Source organism: Ornithinibacter sp. (assembly GCF_035443565.1).
Taxonomy (GTDB): Bacteria; Actinomycetota; Actinomycetes; order Actinomycetales; family Dermatophilaceae; genus Fodinibacter.
Map to the genome: position 1 here is coordinate 1 of NZ_DAORSO010000008.1, position 12,359 is coordinate 12,359.

Here is a 12,359-nt window from a genome sequence, read left to right on the forward strand (position 1 = left end):
GCGCTGTTCGCGCTGGGCGCCGACCGCCGCTTCGGGGCGCACGTGTTCGACCCGGCCAACGGCGGGGCCATGCTCTGGCAACACATCTTCTGGTTCTTCGGACACCCAGAGGTCTACGTCATCGCCTTGCCGTTCTTCGGGATCATCTCCGAGATCCTGCCGGTGTTCTCCCGCAAGCCGATCTTCGGTTACAAGACCCTGGTCTACGCCACCATCGCCATCGCGGCCCTGTCGGTCAGCGTGTGGGCGCACCACATGTACGTCACCGGACAAGTGCTGTTGCCATTCTTCGCGATCATGACGATGCTCATCGCGGTGCCGACGGGGGTGAAGTTCTTCAACTGGATCGGCACGATGTGGGGCGGCAAGCTCTCCTTCGACACCCCGATGCTGTGGTCGCTCGGCTTCCTCGTCACCTTCCTCTTCGGAGGCCTGACGGGCGTGATCCTGGCCAGCCCCGCGCTGGACTTCCAGCTCTCCGACAGCTACTTCGTCGTGGCCCACTTCCACTACGTCGTGTTCGGCACCGTCGTCTTCGCGATGTTCGCCGGCTTCTACTTCTGGTGGCCCAAGCTCACCGGCCGCATGCTCGACGAGCGCCTGGGCAAGATCCACTTCTGGCTGCTGTTCATCGGCTTCCACACCACGTTCCTCGTCCAGCACCTCATCGGCATCCAGGGCATGCCCCGTCGCTACGCCGACTACATGCCCGAGGACGGCTTCACCCTGGGCAACCAGATCTCGACGGTCGGGTCGTTCGTCCTCGCGGTGTCGATGCTGCCGTTCATGTACAACGTGTGGAAGACGTGGAAGACCGCGCCACTGGTCGAGGTCGACGACCCGTGGGGCTACGGCGCCTCGCTGGAGTGGGCCACCTCCTGCCCGCCCCCGCGGCACAACTTCAACAGCATCCCGCGCATCCGCTCCGAGCGTCCCGCGTTCGACCTGCACCACCCTGAGGCAGCGCCAGCCGGTGTGCACGACGCCGCGGTCGCCGACGACAACGTGCTGGTCTCGGCACTCGGTCCGGCTGACCTCGGAGGCAATGCCTTCGCCGACGAGAAGAAGGAGGGCTGAGCCCCATGCTCGCGATGGAGCGCATCGGCGCCCTGCTCGGAGTCTTCGCCTTCCTCATGGCGACGATCTACGGCTTCTGGACCAACTCCACCGAACTTGGGATCGAGTGGGTCGGCGTCATCGGCCTGATCCTCGGTGGGCTGCTCGGCTTCATGATCACGTGGTACCTCGGCATGACCCGGCGCAAGCTCGAGGTCGACCCGTCGGACGACCCGCTCGGCGACATCGACGAGATTCAGGGCGACTACGGCTTCTTCAGCCCGCACAGCTGGTGGCCGCTCTTCCTGGCTGCGGCTGCCGCCGTCTGCTTCCTCGGGCTGGCCGTCGGGTGGTGGGTCTTCATCATCGGCGCGTTCTTCGCGGTGCCTGCCCTCATCGGGTGGACCTTCGAGTACTGGAAGGGCGAGCACGCACTCTGAGGCAGTGACACTGCACGAGTGAGGATGCCGCTCGAGAGAGTTTGAGCGCTCTCACCTCGCACCCATCGGCCCCACCGGAGCAGTCTCCGGTGGGGCCGAGGTGTGTCGGAAGCGCTCTGAGCCCGGGCGCGGCGCGTCTCTCAGCCCCAGCCGAGGTCGTGCAGGGTTTCTTCCTCGATGCCGAAGTGGTGGGCGATCTCGTGAACCACGGTGACGGCGATCTCCTCACGCAGTTCCTCGGCGTCCGCGCACATCCTGGTCAGCGGGCCGCGGAACAGGGTGATCCGGTCCGGGAGTGATCCCTGACCCCACCACTCGCCGCGCTCGGTGAGGGGGGTGCCCTCGTAGATGCCCAGGAGATCGGGGTCGTCCGCGGAGGGCTCGTCCTCGACGAAGAAGACGACGTTGTCGAGCATGGCCATCAGCTCGGCAGGGACGTCGTCGAGCGCGTCCTGCACGATCGCGTCGAACTCGTCGTGGGTGACGGGGCGCATGTCAGTCTCCATCCGGTTCGCGCTGCCACGACAGGCAGGGCCCGTGCAAGGGGTACCCGCGCCACCGCGCGGAGGCGACGCCGTCGGTGCAGTGCAGGTGCAGCGAGTGGGGAGTCTGCACGGCGACGATCGTGGCCTCGAAGACGTCTGGCGACACCCAGCCGCCGGCGGCGACGAAAGGCGCGCCAGCGGCATCCGGCCACCGCCCGTCGCCGCAGGTGATCGGCAGTGGCTCGCCGTCATCGACGACGAGCAGCCAGCTGTTTTCGTGCGGGCGCACCTCGACGCGCGTGAGACGCGGGTGCTCCGGGGTCGGTTCGTGCGTGAACACCCACGGGCCAGGGACTGCGGGCTCGCACGTGGACCCCACAGCGGGAAGCACCGCGGTGTCCAGTGCCTGCGAGAGCTCGTGAACGGCCTCGGGGTCGGCTGGGGAGGGTGTGTCGGTGAGAGCCGGGATCAGTTCTTCCCAGACGGCCTCCAGGATCGGCTGTGCGTCGTCGGTGCAGGCCGTCACGGCGACGACGAGGTCGTGCCGAGGGTGGATGAGGCTGAACTGCCCATAGGCCCCGTCGGCTCGAAAGCCGTCGTGGCGAGATTGCCACAGCTGGTAGCCGTAGCCCTGCTGCCAGTCGGGCGTCCCCGGGTGGTGTGCCGTGTTGCTCAGGGCGCTGCTCGCTGTGCCCACCCACCCGCTCGGGAGGAGCCGGGTGCCCTGCCACACGCCGTCATTGAGGAGCAGCACGCCGAGCCGGGCCACAGCGTCCGTCGTGGTGTGCAGGCCGCTGAAGCCGAGGTCGCCCCCCGCGGCGCTGCGCCAGCTCGCCGAGGTGATGCCGAGGGGCTCCAGCAGGCGGGGGCGCAGGTAGTGCAGGAGTCGCTGGCCGGTGCGGCGCTGCACCGCCAGGGCCAGCATGAGGCTCGCGCCGTTGTGGTAGACGAACCATGACCCCGGCTCGTGCTCGGGCTCCGCGGCGAGGAACAGGGCGGCAGCGCCATCACCCGACCCCAGGAGGCCTGGCACGGTGTCCAGGGTGTCCTCGTGGTGCCCGGTCGACATCCGCAGACAGTCCTCGACGGTGATCTCCGAGGCCCGCGGCCCGGCCGTGGCTGCCGCCTCGGGGAAGACGTCGACGAGCCGCTCACCGCGCCCGAGCAGCCCGTCGTCCTCGGCCAGTGCCACGGCGACGGCCAGGAAGGTCTTGCTCACGGAGTAGAGCAGCTGCTGGTGCTCTGGTCGGTAGGGCGCCCACCAGCCCTGCGCGACGACATGGCCATGACGCACGATCACCACGCTGTGCGGTTCGCACCCGCTGGTCTCCCAGCGGCGCAGCATCGCCAGGACGGCACCCGAGGGGACTCCTTGGCTCTCGGGTGTGCTCCGCGGCAACTCCCCGGTGTCTTCGTGGCTCACTGCGCCCACCCTACCGAGCGCTGGTGGCTGTCGGTCCGCTGGCAGGATGGGCTTCGTGCACGTCACCGTCCGAGTCCGCCCAGGAGCGTCACGCACGCGGGTGGGTGGCCGGTGGGGCGACGGTGAGGTGCTCGGGGTGTCCGTGAGTGCCCGGGCGGTGGACGGTGCCGCCACCGCGGCCGTGTGCGCAGCCGTCGCAGGCGCGTTCGGCGTGCGACCCCGGGAGGTCAGCCTGGTGGCGGGGGAGCGCTCACGCACCAAGGTGCTAGAGGTGTGCGTTGATGCCGACCAAGGGCGTCGCACCCTCGAGGCTCTGCTGGCCCGGTAGCGCTCGAGTCCCTGCAGGCCCAGTGGCGGAGGCCTTGCAGGCCCAGTAGCAGAGGCCCTGCCGACTCTATATCAGGTGGTATGCGAACGGGGCGCACCCTCAGCCGTGATCGGCTGGCGGTGCGCCCCGTGTCGGGAGCTGACGAGCAGGTCAGTGGCGACCGACCTGCGCAGGCTCGGACTCGTCGGCGGACGGGGCAGCCTCGATGGCCTCGTGCTCCTCACCGTGGTGGTGAGCAGCGGCGAGTTCCGCGGGGGTGACAGGGTTGACGGCATCCGCGAAGTAGAACCTCGAGAGCGCCACCTTGGCCTTGGCCAGTCGACTGGTCTTGCGGGCTACACCGTGCTCGTCGACCTCGGTCTCGAGCTCGAGGGGAGCCACCGGGTCGTGCTGCACCAGCACCCACTGGTCGGCGGTGAGCTCGGTGTCGTGTCGCTCGAAGTACTTGCCGTCCGGGGTGCGGATGATGGTGCCCGTCTCCCGGCCGTGCAGGACGGTGTCGCGGTCGCGACGCTGCAGCGACAGGCAGATGCGCTTGGTGACCCAGAACATCAGCGGCGGCAGGACGAACAGCCCGATCCGGAAGAACCAGGTGATGTCGTTGATCGACATGCCCAGCTTGATCGCCATGATGTCATTGCCCGCGGCGAACATGAAGATCGAGTAGGCGGTGATGCCCGCCATGCCGATGCCGGTGCGCACGGGGTTGTTGCGCGGGCGGTCGAGCAGGTGGTGCTCACGGTCGTCCTTGGTGACCCAGCGTTCGACGAACGGGTAGATGCCGAGCACCGTGTAGACGAGCGGGAGCAACACCAGGGCACCGAGCGCGATGTTGAGCGACAGGGTGTAGCCCCAGAACTCGAACTCCAGCCATCCCGGCAGGAGCCGCAGCGCACCATCGGCGAAGCCCATGTACCAGTCGGGCTGGGAGCCGGCCGTGACGGGGGAGGGGTCGTACGGACCGTAGGCCCAGACCGGGTTGATCTGCACCAGTGCCGAGATCATGGCCAGGACACCGAAGACGATGAAGAAGAAGCCACCGGCCTTCGCCGCGTACACCGGCATGACCGGGAAACCGACGACGTTCTCGTTCGTGCGGCCCGGGCCCGGGTACTGGGTGTGCTTCTGGACGAAGACCAGACCGATGTGGGCCGTGAACAGCCCGATCAGGATCGCAGGCAGCAGGAGGATGTGCACGCTGTACAGCCGCGGGATGATCATCTCGCCGGGGAACGGGCCGCCGAAGATGCCGTACACGAGGTAGGTGCCGATCACCGGGGCGGTCTGCACGAACCCGGCCATGGCCCGGATGCCGGTACCCGAGAGCAGGTCGTCGGGGAGGGAGTAGCCGGCGAAGCCCTCGACGATGGCCAGCAGCGCCAGGACGGTGCCGATCACCCAGTTGATCTCGCGCGGCTTGCGGAAGGCACCGGTGAAGAAGACCCGGAACATGTGCACCGTGAGGGCGACGATGAACATCAGCGCGGCCCAGTGGTGGATCTGGCGGATGATCAGGCCGCCCTTGATGTCGAACGAGATGTTGAGCGTCGAGGCGTAGGCCTCGGACATCCCGACACCGCGAAGCGGCACGAAGGAGCCGTCGTAGACCGTGTGACCGGCGCTCGGCACGAACCAGAAGGTGAGGAACGCACCGGTGATCAGGCAGATGATCATCGAGTACATCGCGATCTCACCGAGCATGAACGACCAGTGGTCGGGGAAGACCTTCTTCATGAGGTAGCCGACCGGCTTGGCGGCCCCGGTGCGGTCGTCGACCCATCCGGCGATGCCACCGACGCGACGGGCGGCTCCGGAGGGAGCGGCCTCGGCGGGGGTGTCCCCCTCGCGCAGGGCGTCGGCGGGTCGGGCGGTGGTGGTGCTCATCAGCCACGCTCCCAGAAGCTCGGGCCGACCGCTTCGGCGAACGGTGCGGCGGAGACGAGGTAACCCTCGTCGTCGACGGTGATCTTCAGTTGTGGCAGCGGCCGCTTGGCGGGGCCGAAGATGACCTTGCAGTCCTGCGTCACGTCGAAGGTCGACTGGTGGCACGGGCACAGCAGGTGGTGGGTCTGCTGCTCGTACAGCCCGACGGGGCAGCCGACGTGCGTGCAGATCTTGGAGTAGGCGACGATGCCCTGGTGGCCCCAGTCGCGCTGCTTCTGGCTCTCGATGAGGTCTTCGTCGAGCCGGATGAGGATGACGGCGGCCTTGGCCTTCTCCTCCAGGATGTGCTTCTCGAGGTACTCCGCCTCCGGGTCGTCCGGGTTGGGCAGCAGGCCCTCGGGCATGATGTGGAAGACCGAGCCGATGGTGACGTCCTCGGCCTTGACCGGCGTGCCCTCCGGGTCGCGCATCAGGCGAAGCGGGCGAAACTCGGGGTCCTCACCCGGGCCGCTGGGGCCGCCGTTCCAGAAGGTGCGCGACAGGCTCTTCTGCGGCATCGGGCCGAGGCTGCCGGCCACCTGGAGCACGAGTGGCACGGCGAACAGACCGAGCGCCCCACCCATCGTGTACTTGATCAGGGGGCGGCGGGTGATCTGGGACTGCTCGCCACCCTCGGCGAGCACCTTCACGACCCGCTCGCGGGACTCGTCGGACGCGCGCATCGGGTGGCGCTCCTCGACGACCTCCTCGTCGGGCATGAGGGTCTTGGCCCAGTGGACGGCACCGAACCCGATGCCGAGCATGCCGAGCGCCATCGTGGTGCCGAGCGCGAGGTTGGAGGCGTTGGTGACGCCGATCCCCGGGACGAAGACCGTCTGGTCGAGGTCGACCGCGAAGTACAGGACGATGAACGCCAGCGTGCCGAGGATGGACAGGCCGAACAGGGTCGCCACCTGCTTCTCCGCGCGACGGGCCGCAGCCTCGTCGAGGTCCGCAGCTCGGGCGACGTGGGCGGGCAGCCCGGGGTTGGTGAAGCGCTCGGGGACGCCGCCCGTGCCGATGATGTGGCCCTCATCAAGCCTCACGGCCGTGCTGGAGGTGGAGGCGGGCTCCACCTCAGCACCGGGGTGGTGGGTTTCCTGCTCGTTCATCGGGGTACCGATCTTCTGTTCGACGGGCGGGTAGGGAAACGACTGGGGGTGCTAGGCCGATTTGGAGCCGAGCCACACGGCACAGGCCACGAAGATGCCCAGACCGAAGACCCAGGCGAACAGGCCCTCGGAGACCGGACCCATCGAGCCGAGCGAGAGGCCACCCTGCTTGGGTTGCTCCTCGATGGTGTTGAGGAACGCGATGATGTCGCGCTTGGCCTCGGGGGAGAGGTTGGAGTCGTTGAACACCGGCATGCTCTGGGGGCCGGTGGTCATGGCCAGGTAGATGTGCTCGTCGCTCGTACCGGTGAGGGCCGGGGCGTACTTGCCGCGGGTCAGGGCACCGCCGGCACCGGCGAAGTTGTGGCACATCGCGCAGTTCACGCGGAACAGCTCGCCACCCTTGGCCGGGTCACCCTTGGTGGGGTCGATGGCCTCGGCGCTCGGCCGCTCGGGTCCGGGGGACAGCGAGGCGATGTAGGCCCCGATCGCGTCGATCTGGTCCTGCGAGAACTTCACCTCGCCGCGCGCGGGAGCCTGCACCTTCGGCCCGGCCAACGGCATCCGGCCCGTTCCCATCTGGAACTCGACCGCACCGGCACCGACGCCGGCGAGCGCGGGGCCGGCGACCTTGTCGCCGTTGCCGGTGGCGCGGCCTTCGGCGTTCAGGCCGTGGCAGGAGGCACAGTTGGCCCGGAACAGGGCCTTGCCCTCTTCGACCGTCTGTGCCGGGAGGGCCTTCGTGGTCGCGTCAGCCGGCTTGGGCGCGAACGCTGCGTAGACGGCGCCCGTGAGGAACAGGCCCAAGATGATCAGGACGGCGATCGCGGCTGGGTGGCGGCGGCGGGCTGCCAGTGAGTTCACGGGTGCGTTCCTGTCGTCGTCTGCGGGGTCGTGGTCGTGGGGTGCGTCATCGTCTGGGTCACTTCAGCACGTAGATCATGATGAACAGGGCGATCCACACGACGTCGACGAAGTGCCAGTAGTACGACGTGACGACCGCGCCGGTGGCCTGCGCGTGCGTGTAGCGGCGGGTCGTGAAGGTGCGCCCGATGATGAGCAGGAAGGCGATGAGGCCGCCGGTGACGTGCATGCCGTGGAAGCCGGTCGCGAGGTAGAAGACCGAGCCGTAGGCATCGGAGGACAACGTGACGTTCTCGGCGACGAGGTGGGCGTACTCGTAGACCTGACCGGCGATGAAGACCGCACCGAAGATGTAGGTGAGCACGTACCACTCACGCATGCCCCACGCGGAGACCTTGGTCAGCTTGGTGCCGGCCGGCCGTGCGACGACGCCCTTCTCGGCCTGCAGCACACCGAGCTGGCACCACACCGAGGAGATGACCAAGACGATCGTGTTGGCGAGGGCGAACGGGATGTTGAGGATCGCCGTGTTCTCAGCCCACAACTGCGGCTCGTGGCCGCGGATCGTGAAGTAGAACGCGAAGAGCGCCGCGAAGAACATCAACTCGCTCGACAACCACACCATGGTGCCGACCGCGACCAGGTTCGGTCGGGTCGCTGGCCCCTGGCCGGGGATCGAAGGCACGGGCCCCGCGGGCCTGGTCTGGGAAGCTGTCTGAGTCGCCACGAACGCCATTATGGCCGGAAGTTCTCTCGCGTGCTGCGGGGACCCCCCAAAACGCTCGACAAGTCCGCGAAAGTTTCCGCTGAACGGCAGCGGCGACGAGGTGTTCTGGCCACCACGCAGGCCTTCCCGGCGGGTCGCTGTCGCCACCGGTACGATGCGCGCATGACCTCATCGCACGGCACCGACACCTCGGCTCAGGCCCCGGAGTCCGACGGCATCCACCGGGTGTCGGTCCTCCTCTACAGCGACGACGTGACGACCCGGGACGCCGTGCGTGCCGCTGCCGGCCGCCGCCCCGCCCGCGACGTCGAGATCGTCCGGTGGCACGAGTGCGCGACCGCCGAGGCCGTCGTCGAGGCGATGGATGCCGGGGGGTACGACGTCGTGATCCTCGACGGCGAGGCCTCCCCCCTCGGCGGGCTCGGCCTGTGTCGTCAGCTGAAGAACGAGATCTTCGAGTGCCCGCCGATCCTCGTGCTCACCGGGCGCCCGCAGGACGGGTGGCTGGCCGGGTGGTCGCTCGCCGACGAGTCCGTGTCACACCCGCTCGACCCGATCGTCGTCTCCGAGGCCGTGGCTGCCCTGGCGCGAACCCGGGTCGCGGTCGGCTGAGCGTCGTGACCCTCACCGATCCGGCCAGGGCAACCTGGCCGGACCTCTTGACCGCACTCCTGCGCCGGGAGGACCTCAGCACCGAGCAGGCCGGCTGGGCAATGGCCGAGATCATGTCGGGGGAGGCCACCCCGGTCCAGGTCGCGGGGTTCCTCGTCGCGCTGCGTGCCAAGGGCGAGACCGTGGCCGAACTGCGCGGCATCGCCGACGTCATGCTCGAGCACGCGAACCGGATCGACGTGCCCGGTCCGAGCATCGACATCGTCGGCACCGGCGGGGACCGCATGCACTCGGTCAACATCTCGACGATGGCCTCGATCGTCGTCGCGGCGACCGGTCTGCGCGTCGTGAAGCACGGAAACCGGGCGGCGTCCTCGAGCTCGGGCTCCGCCGACGTGCTCGAGGCGCTCGGCGTGTCGCTGACGTTGGCCCCCGAGCAGGTCGCCGCCGTGGCGCAGGAGGCCGGCATTACGTTCTGCTTCGCCAACGCGTTCCACCCGTCGATGCGTCACGCCGCCGTCGCCCGTCGCGACCTCGGGGTCGGCACCGCGTTCAACGCGCTGGGCCCGCTCACCAACCCCGGCCAGCCGACGTACGCCGCGGTGGGTGTCGCCGATGCTCGGATCGCCCCGCTCATCGCCGGTGTGTTCGCCGGCCGTGGCCGCGCCGCGGCGGTTTTTCGCGGCGACGACGGCCTCGACGAGCTGACCCTGGCGACGACGTCCACCGTGTGGTGGGTGCGCGACGGCGACGTCACCGAGCTCAGCCTCGACCCGAGCGATCTCGGCCTGGAGCTCAGCCCGGTGGAGGCCCTGCGCGGAGGAGACGCCGCGCACAACGCCCAGGTGGTGCGGGACCTGTTGGCCGGGGAGGTCGGCCCGGTGCGCGACGCGGTGGTGCTCAACGCGGGCATGGCTCTCGCCACGGCATCCGGTCTCGGTGACGACGTGTCGTCGGCCGCGCTGACGAGGGCCGTCGACGAGGGGATGCGGCGGGCCCGCGCCGCCATCGACGACGGGTCTGCCGCAAGGCTGCTGGAGCGCTGGGTCAGCGCGACCGCTGCCGCCTGACCGGGTCGGCCAGACCGCGCTCGGTCAGGTCTGGCTCAATCCGTTTCGGCGCGGGCAGGTCTCGAGCGGTCAGTTCTCGACAGGTCAGTTCTCGAGGCCGAGGCTGAAGGCCGCCTCGAGGTCGTGCGCGGAGTAGGTGCGGAACGCGATGTGGGTGTTCGTGCCCGTCACCCCGGTGACCTTGTTGAGCCGGTCGGCGATCGTGTCGGCGAGATCCTCGTGCCGCCGCACCCGCACCATGGCGATGAGGTCGGCGTCGCCGGCCACCGAGTAGACCTCGGTGACGCCGTCGAGGTCGGCGATCTCCTGCGCGACCTCGGGGATGCGGTCGACGTCGGCGGTGATGAGGACGATGGCGGTGATCACGACGTCAGCGTAGCCGGGGCGGTCACGAGGGACCGGATGCCGTGCCGAGCGGGCGTCGGATGCGGAGCGGAGGGTTCACTGCATGCCCTCGGTGGTGGTCTGCAACGAGCCTCAGCGCGATCCGGCGAAGCCAGCGACCTCACGTCGGGCGCTCTCCAGCGGTTCGAGCTCGGCGCGCACGGGTACCGCCCCACCGACCGGGCAGGTCCAGACACCGTCGATGTCGACGATGCGCACCCCGGGTGATTCGAGCCAGCGCAGGATCTTCTCGCTCTCCTCGGCGGTGGCCGCCGTCGCGGGTGGCAGCGCGGGGGCGACGACCTCGGCGCTGGCCCGCAGTGCCTCGATGTAGGGCATCGGGTCGGCGCCACGGGGTGAGGTCGTGCTGCCGGCGAGGCGGCCGTGCCGCACGCAGATGACCTCCCAGCCGCCGAGCAGGGTGCGCCGGGCGGCGACGAGCTCGCGGCTGCGTGCCAGCGGATCCAGGCGCTGCGATCGAGAGGTGCCCCGCACGAGGGCGACGAGCCGGTCGCGGACCACCTGGGCGTCCTCGAAGCGCTGCTGCGCGGAGAGCTCGGCCATCCGGTCGCGCAGGGCGGTGAGCAGGTCGCGGGTTCCGCCGGAGAGCAGGTCAGCCGCGCGGTCGACGATCAGCGCGTAGTCGTCGACCGACTGGGCGCCGGTGCAGGGCGCACCGCAGCGGCCCATGTCCGCGAGGGCGCAGGCGGATCGGGGCCGGGTGGGGGACAGCCGCTCGAGGCACTGGCGCAGCGGGAGCACCTCGTGGACGGCCGCGATCGCTGCCTCTGCGGCCGCGCGCGACGAGAACGGCCCGGCGTAGCGGGCGCCGTCATCGGCGACCGCACGCACCACCGACAGCCGGGGGAACGGCTCGACGGTCAGCTTGACCCACGGGGCCTTCTCGGGATGCCGTGACCTGCGGTTGTAGCGCGGCTTGTGCTCGGCGATGAGGCGCAGTTCGCGGACCTCGGCCTCGAGCGTCGTCGCGCACACGATGGGGGTCACGGACTCGGCGATGCGCACCATCTCACCCATGCGTCGCCGGTGCTCGGACGCGGTGAAGTAGGACCGTACCCGGGTGCGGATCGACACGGACGTGCCGACGTACAGGACGCGGCCCTGACCGTCCTTGAAGAGGTAGACGCCGGGGGCGTCGGGAAGGCCGTCGGCCAGATGGCGCTTGCGGCGTCGAGCGGGGGAGACCTTGGCCGTGTAGTCGAGAAGTTCTTCGAGGGAGTGCACACCGAGGGACCCGATGCGTTCGAGCAGGCCGTGCAGGACGTCGACGGTGGCCCGGGCGTCGTGCAGGGCCCGGTGGTCAGGGGCGGTGGTGGCACGGAAGAGCTGGGCGAGGCTGGCGAGCCGGTGGTTGGGCACCTCGTCGCGGCGCACGACCTGTCGGGCCAGGTGGACGGTGTCGAGCACCCGGAAGCCCGGCCACTCGTGGTCGGTGCGCCGGGCGGCGGCCTTCAGGAAGGAGATGTCGAAACCCGCGTTGTGGGCGACGAGCACGCTGCCGGCCGCGAATTCCAGGAAGGCTGGCAGGGCGGCCTCGATGCGGGGTGAGGAGGCCACCATGGAGTCGGTGATGCCGGTGAGCACCGAGATGAAGGCCGGGATCGGGCCACCGGGGTTGACCAGGGTCTGGAACTCGCCGAGCACCTCGCCGCCGCGCACCTTCACGGCGCCGATCTCGGTGATGCCGCACTCGGCAGGGCTGCCGCCGGTGGTCTCGAGGTCGACGACGACGAAGGTGACCGTGGACAACGCGGTGCCCAGGTCGTCGAAGGTGCCCTGCACCATGGCGGGGACCGCGGCCGTGCTCATGTCGCTGACGCTAGGTGTCACCACCGACAGACCCCGTGAGGCGCGCGGAAGCAGGCAGTGCCGTTGGCGTGGCGGCGCGGAGGCATGCAGTGCTGTGGGCGTGGC

Annotated in this window: 13 protein-coding genes; 5 read left to right on the forward strand and 8 right to left on the reverse strand. The window is 69.4% G+C overall.

The features are described from left to right. Together PLL68_RS02135 and ctaF are read left to right on the forward strand one after the other, a co-directional pair. Nucleotides 1-1,077, forward strand: a 1,077-nt coding sequence (locus tag PLL68_RS02135; RefSeq protein WP_324531203.1) for a cytochrome c oxidase subunit I, incomplete at its 5' end; no start/stop codon positions are given. A gap of 5 nt (nucleotides 1,078-1,082) precedes the next feature. Beyond that, on the forward strand, nucleotides 1,083-1,496 hold the full coding sequence (gene ctaF / locus PLL68_RS02140; protein WP_324531205.1) for an aa3-type cytochrome oxidase subunit IV: 414 nt from the start codon (nucleotides 1,083-1,085) through the stop codon (nucleotides 1,494-1,496). A 140-nt stretch (nucleotides 1,497-1,636) separates the two neighbouring features. On the opposite strand, the gene PLL68_RS02145 is transcribed toward ctaF, so the two are convergent. After that, a complete protein-coding gene (locus PLL68_RS02145) occupies nucleotides 1,637-1,990 on the reverse strand; it encodes a metallopeptidase family protein (RefSeq protein WP_324531207.1) in 354 nt (117 codons plus the stop codon). A 1-nt stretch (nucleotide 1,991) separates the two neighbouring features. Continuing rightward, the gene (locus tag PLL68_RS02150) at nucleotides 1,992-3,404 is read right to left on the reverse strand and encodes a serine hydrolase domain-containing protein (protein WP_324531209.1); all 1,413 of its coding nucleotides are present in this window, start codon (nucleotides 3,402-3,404) and stop codon (nucleotides 1,992-1,994) included. A 46-nt stretch (nucleotides 3,405-3,450) separates the two neighbouring features. Between PLL68_RS02150 and PLL68_RS02155 the strand changes: the two genes are divergently transcribed. Further along, on the forward strand, nucleotides 3,451-3,732 hold the full coding sequence (locus PLL68_RS02155) for a DUF167 domain-containing protein (RefSeq protein WP_502910623.1): 282 nt from the start codon (nucleotides 3,451-3,453) through the stop codon (nucleotides 3,730-3,732). Nucleotides 3,733-3,882: 150 nt separating this feature from the next. Here the strand turns inward: PLL68_RS02155 and qcrB are convergent, their stop codons facing one another. From qcrB to ctaE, 4 genes are read right to left on the reverse strand one after another with little or no spacing between them, the layout of a single operon-like run. Continuing rightward, nucleotides 3,883-5,616: a cytochrome bc1 complex cytochrome b subunit gene (gene qcrB, locus PLL68_RS02160; protein WP_324531213.1), complete on the reverse strand. Its 1,734-nt coding sequence runs from the start codon at nucleotides 5,614-5,616 to the stop codon at nucleotides 3,883-3,885. Then, on the reverse strand, nucleotides 5,616-6,767 hold the full coding sequence (gene qcrA, locus PLL68_RS02165; protein ID WP_324531215.1) for a cytochrome bc1 complex Rieske iron-sulfur subunit: 1,152 nt from the start codon (nucleotides 6,765-6,767) through the stop codon (nucleotides 5,616-5,618). The genes qcrB and qcrA overlap by 1 nt, the downstream gene beginning before the upstream one ends. A gap of 51 nt (nucleotides 6,768-6,818) precedes the next feature. Beyond that, nucleotides 6,819-7,631, reverse strand: a complete 813-nt coding sequence (gene qcrC / locus PLL68_RS02170; protein WP_324531217.1) for a cytochrome bc1 complex diheme cytochrome c subunit — start codon at nucleotides 7,629-7,631, stop codon at nucleotides 6,819-6,821. Nucleotides 7,632-7,689: 58 nt separating this feature from the next. Then, a complete protein-coding gene (gene ctaE, locus PLL68_RS02175) occupies nucleotides 7,690-8,367 on the reverse strand; it encodes an aa3-type cytochrome oxidase subunit III (protein WP_324531219.1) in 678 nt (225 codons plus the stop codon). 153 nt (nucleotides 8,368-8,520) lie between these two features. On the opposite strand from ctaE, the gene PLL68_RS02180 reads away from it, so the two are divergent. Further along, complete coding sequence (locus tag PLL68_RS02180) at nucleotides 8,521-8,970, forward strand: response regulator transcription factor (RefSeq protein WP_324531221.1); 450 nt, start codon at nucleotides 8,521-8,523, stop codon at nucleotides 8,968-8,970. 5 nt (nucleotides 8,971-8,975) lie between these two features. Then, nucleotides 8,976-10,040 (forward strand): anthranilate phosphoribosyltransferase, encoded by a 1,065-nt coding sequence (trpD, locus tag PLL68_RS02185; RefSeq protein WP_324531223.1) that lies wholly within the window; start codon nucleotides 8,976-8,978, stop codon nucleotides 10,038-10,040. A gap of 84 nt (nucleotides 10,041-10,124) precedes the next feature. Here the strand turns inward: trpD and PLL68_RS02190 are convergent, their stop codons facing one another. Further along, on the reverse strand, nucleotides 10,125-10,406 hold the full coding sequence (locus PLL68_RS02190; protein ID WP_324531225.1) for an Lrp/AsnC family transcriptional regulator: 282 nt from the start codon (nucleotides 10,404-10,406) through the stop codon (nucleotides 10,125-10,127). A gap of 111 nt (nucleotides 10,407-10,517) precedes the next feature. Then, nucleotides 10,518-12,254 carry a DEDD exonuclease domain-containing protein gene (locus PLL68_RS02195; protein WP_324531227.1) on the reverse strand — a complete coding sequence of 579 codons (1,737 nt, stop codon included), beginning with the start codon at nucleotides 12,252-12,254 and terminating at the stop codon, nucleotides 10,518-10,520. Between the last annotated feature and the right edge of the window lie 105 nt (nucleotides 12,255-12,359).